The organism is Caballeronia humi (genome assembly GCF_001544475.1).
In the GTDB taxonomy this organism is placed as follows: domain Bacteria; phylum Pseudomonadota; class Gammaproteobacteria; order Burkholderiales; family Burkholderiaceae; genus Caballeronia; species Caballeronia humi.
On record NZ_FCNW02000131.1, the window covers coordinates 1 to 4,175 of the forward strand.

Genomic DNA, 4,175 nt, shown 5'->3' on the forward strand with positions numbered 1-4,175 from the left:
TGTTCGTCGTGTCGGGCGGACTGGTGCTGGGCGCGCTGCTCGTCGCGGCCGTGCTGCGCGCGAGCCGTCATGGCAACAAGAGCGCCGCGCAGGTCCGCGCGGACGTGCGCTAGTCGCGGCATGTGCATCGGAGCGAAAGAGGCGCCTCACTCGCGCGCTTGCCGCTCCAAATGGAACAAGAAAACGGTCGTGCTCACGCTCACAATAACCCGTCGAGAGGCGGAACGGTCGGTATCGTGGCAGCGTAGATAAGGTAACGGGAGCGAATTCAACGATGCCCCCCGTTGGGGGGACCTTGAGCTTCAAAATCACTGTGTTCCTGTTAGTAGGTCACAGAATTCCCACTACCAGTGAAACTGTGCTGGACAGGAGCGTCATTTGCATAGTCGCCAACGGCCTGAATGATGTTTACGATCTGCTGCGGCAACCTGCCACCGCTGACGGCGATCATTGCAGTACGATCCATCTCGACGGCTACGGGGAGGTCTTTGATTACCAGCGCGTTCATTTCGATTCTCCAAGGGTAAATTAGTCAATCAGTTAGGAATGGCAGAGCATGTTTTGAGGGTGTCGTCACTCCTCGATAAGAATTAATGCAAAGTGCGTGCCAAACGGTGGCACCTCGATAAGCGGTCACGCAACTGGTTGAAAATATTGGATTTTCAATGGCGACCTTGCGAAGTGGTAGACAGAGGTGCGCGCTGCGACCGGTGGGTCGGATCCAACTCTCCGTCTGGCACTGTGGGATAGATCGCGACACATGTGGTCTGCCTACGTATCCCGCGTTTGTAAGATGTCCTCAAGGCTTAGGATCCGATTGAAGCCTGACGACAATGAGTCTGTCGCGGACAGTATCGCTTTCCTGCTGGACTGATATGGCCACCATGCAACTGTGGCCTACGATGGCGAAACTGCGCTCAGTTTCCTCTGTACCGGCGCTTTTGGAATCCACCATCCCTGACGAGAACCTGCCCGACATAAAAGACAGTGCTGTCGCACGGTCGCTGATGGAAACGCCGATTTGCTCGCGGCTTCCTCGTTCAATGACGGGAGACGCTGTCAGGCAAGGAGACATTTTCCGGGCTCTTCGATTTCTAACTGCAAAAGCCGTTCTCGTGCGAGGCACTCGTGCAGGTCATTGAAGACGCTCACTGCAGCAGCGATGCGAATACTCGCCAAGCCGCCTCGACTAACTGTTGTCGACGGAAGCGCACACAAACCATAGTCGAGGTTCAACGGCAAGCCTCTTCCGGGTCACGGAGCAAAGCGAGCGGCAGCTTTCGGCATGAAAGCGACTTTTGAATGTCTGGCCGAGTGAGCGGGCGACCGGCTGAACATGGCCGAGAGCCGCGGTTCGCAATGTGGCCGGGACCCATCGGACGGCGACGGTCTATGATCGACCCGAATAGGACTGCCCGCGCGAAAGGCGTCCGTTCAGATAGGCTCCACTGGGCGCCGCGCTAACGAAATGCCCGCCGGATTCCCAGCGTGACAATAGGCCTCCACATGCTCGGTCGATCCAGGCCTTCGTGCGACGATACGCCGTTGCAATCGCCGCGTGCGATAGGATAAGCGCGACGAATCCGTACCAACACTCCCAAGCGCGACGGCACGGCAAGGAAGGTCGGCCTGGGCAGTAGGCGCGGACGCTTCTGCGGAAAACAGAGCCGTGTATTGGGCGACTTCGGATTTTGATCTACGACGTAGAAGTAAGAAAGCGAATGGTCCGGTCGTCGGCCCGGGTCACCAGCACCCGGGGGCACACTCGCCGGAGGGCCCTGTTGAAGTTGCTTGCGCGCTATCTTGGATCAGACCGTCATCGAAAGTCGATGAGACCCACCTCAAAACCTGTGCGCTTGAGCGCTCGTCGTCTGGTCCAGCGAGCACGGGGCCGCGCCGTCTCCATTAAACACATAAGGGATTGAAGATGCGATTGATCGAACCAGATGAACATGAACACTTTCTCGCGACCTTGCAGCGGATTGGTCTGGAAAGAGATGATTTCGATCTGCAGGAAACAGATACGACAGACCCCAGAACCGACGAGTGTTTAGGTCTACAGGGCTATGTCACGGTTGCCAGACGATCGATGCGGGTGGTGAGGGAATACGTGCTTGGCGACGAAAGCGATTGGCTGGAGCATTTCAGGAAGGATCTCGAGGCCGGCATTTTCGATCGATCGAAATGAGATCCCGCATGTCATCGGAGCGGTGAGAAATTACTGGCCCGGAAGGTTGGCAAGCAGCCGTACGTGCACTTCGACCTGAACGACTACACAATCTCGCATACGCACGTGCGGTCATGCGCACGGTGCGCGCCGATCCGCACCGGGTAAGCATTCTCGACGGTGCCGATCTGCTCGCCACCCATGTGCTCAGTCACGATCGCGGTGGCTTCGTGTTCCAGACGCTGCGCGCGAACGACCTGATCTGGCCGTATGTCGTGAACAATTATCTGAAGGGCGGCGCGCCGCAGGCGTTCGACCTGCTCTACTGGAATGCCGACGGCACCAACCTGCCCGGCCCAATGTACGCCTGGTATCTGCGCAACATGTATCTCGAGAACAACTTGTGCAAGGCGGGGCGGCTCTCGATGTGCGGCACGCAGGTGGACTTGGGCAAGACCGATATTCCGAGCTACATCTTCGGCACGCAGGAAGATCACATCGTGCCATGGAAGGGCGCGTATCGGTCGACGCAGCTCGTCGGCGGCGATACGCAGCTCGTGCTCGGCGCGAGCGGGCATATCGCGGGCGTGATCAATCCGGCGTCGAAGAACAAGCGCAGCTACTGGACCGACGGCACGCTCCGCGACGATCCGGATCCGTGGCTCGAATCGGCCAAATCGCAGCCTGGAAGCTGGTGGACGCACTGGAACAACTGGCTGCAGGCGCATCCGGGCAAGCAGGTCGCGGCGCCGAAGAAGCTGGGCGACGCGAAGTACGAGCCAGTCGAACCGGCGCCGGGGCGCTATGTGTGGCCAAACATCCGCCGGAAGTCATGGGCGCCTGAGCGGCGTTGCGCGCTTCAAACCTAAACGACGGGACGTCTAAAAGTGAAACTCGTCACGCACTGAGACCGACGGCGAGCTAGTGCGCAAGTCTATGATCGTGGCTGTTGCCGGCTCTGCGCTCGTAGGTGAGCGCGAAGGCATCTTATCGCGTAGGGGCGAGACCGGCCGTGACGGTCTTCGGCGACGCGAAGAAGGTGGTGGAGGATATGATGAAGGCGGTGGCTTATCAATGCGCGATGAAAAGAGAGAAGATTCCTCCGATGCCCTCTGCGGCGCAGACGTCTGCGCCGCATGAGAAACTAATGATGCTCCCATTGGCACCGGCCAAAGCAAATGAGAATTCCCTCGACTATCACCTACGCTTGGATATGATCCGCATTGGACACGGCAATGAATACCATTTGGGAAGCCTGACACAAGCTATTCTCACGGCAATGATGTTCAGTCATACGAGTGGCGCTAACGTGCGGAAAGGGCTCTTTGCGGAGGCGAAGGCGGCCGTCGTGCGCTGTCGCCGGACAGGCCTTGAGACAGGTATCTGGGTAGTGGGCAGCGATGCATACGCGCTCTTTTGCAAGATTCTCACGCTGTTCGACCAACAAGTCGCTGTCGTTCCTCTCGTCGAATTTGCGAGCGCGCATGAGCGGTTAGTAAAAGTTTTGGAGCGAAGCCATGCGCGCAGGCAAAATCGGCACCGCTCGGGCGACCGCCGGTTTGCCGGTAAGAAAAGCCCTTGCAATGCACTCGATGTCAGAGATGATGGAGTAGTGCGTATGGTGGAGTGATTGTTGTCGACACAAAGGAGTGGAAATGACTGACCTAGTGATCGTATCGGCCGCACGGACAGCGGTCGGCAAATTCGGCGGGTCGCTCGCGAAGATTGCGGCGCCCGATCTGGGTGCAGCCGTGATTCGCGCCGTGCTGGAACGCGCGAACCTCAAACCGGAGCAGATCAGCGAAGTGATCCTCGGACAGGTGCTGACGGCCGGCTCCGGCCAGAACCCGGCGCGCCAGTCGGTCATCAAGGCGGGCCTGCCCGCATCGGTGCCCGGCATGACGATCAACAAGGTCTGCGGCTCGGGCCTGAAGGCCGTGATGCTGGCGGCGAACGCGATCATCGCGGGCGATGCCGACATCGTGATCGCCGGCGGCCAGGAAAACAT

Annotated in this window: 4 protein-coding genes and 2 pseudogenes; 4 read left to right on the forward strand and 2 right to left on the reverse strand. The window is 58.8% G+C overall.

Annotated elements, in window-relative coordinates; translation table 11 throughout:
• Positions 1-322: 322 nt before the first annotated feature.
• Both AWB65_RS34280 and AWB65_RS37515 read right to left on the reverse strand, forming a co-directional pair.
• Positions 323-508, reverse strand: a complete 186-nt coding sequence (locus tag AWB65_RS34280) for a hypothetical protein (protein ID WP_087671195.1) — start codon at positions 506-508, stop codon at positions 323-325.
• Positions 509-1,460: 952 nt separating this feature from the next.
• A pseudogene (locus tag AWB65_RS37515) lies at positions 1,461-1,591 on the reverse strand (LysE family translocator); the annotation flags it as partial.
• A gap of 336 nt (positions 1,592-1,927) precedes the next feature.
• Between AWB65_RS37515 and AWB65_RS34290 the strand changes: the two are divergent.
• The 4 genes and pseudogenes from AWB65_RS34290 to AWB65_RS34305 form a co-directional block, all read left to right on the forward strand.
• Positions 1,928-2,188 (forward strand): transcriptional regulator, encoded by a 261-nt coding sequence (locus AWB65_RS34290; RefSeq protein ID WP_087671196.1) that lies wholly within the window; start codon positions 1,928-1,930, stop codon positions 2,186-2,188.
• Between the two features lie 128 nt (positions 2,189-2,316).
• Positions 2,317-3,036, forward strand: a pseudogene (locus AWB65_RS34295) (alpha/beta fold hydrolase); the annotation flags it as partial.
• Positions 3,037-3,179: 143 nt separating this feature from the next.
• Complete coding sequence (locus tag AWB65_RS34300; RefSeq protein WP_087671197.1) at positions 3,180-3,797, forward strand: hypothetical protein; 618 nt, start codon at positions 3,180-3,182, stop codon at positions 3,795-3,797.
• A 25-nt stretch (positions 3,798-3,822) separates the two neighbouring features.
• Positions 3,823-4,175, forward strand: a 353-nt coding sequence (locus AWB65_RS34305) for a thiolase family protein (protein ID WP_268808284.1), incomplete at its 3' end; no start/stop codon positions are given.

Coding starts and splice junctions, on each gene's coding strand:
- AWB65_RS34290 (WP_087671196.1), top strand. CDS start 1,928: ATGCGATTGATCGAACCAGATGAACATGAACACTTTCTCGCGACCTTG.
- AWB65_RS34280 (WP_087671195.1), bottom strand. CDS start 508: ATGAACGCGCTGGTAATCAAAGACCTCCCCGTAGCCGTCGAGATGGAT.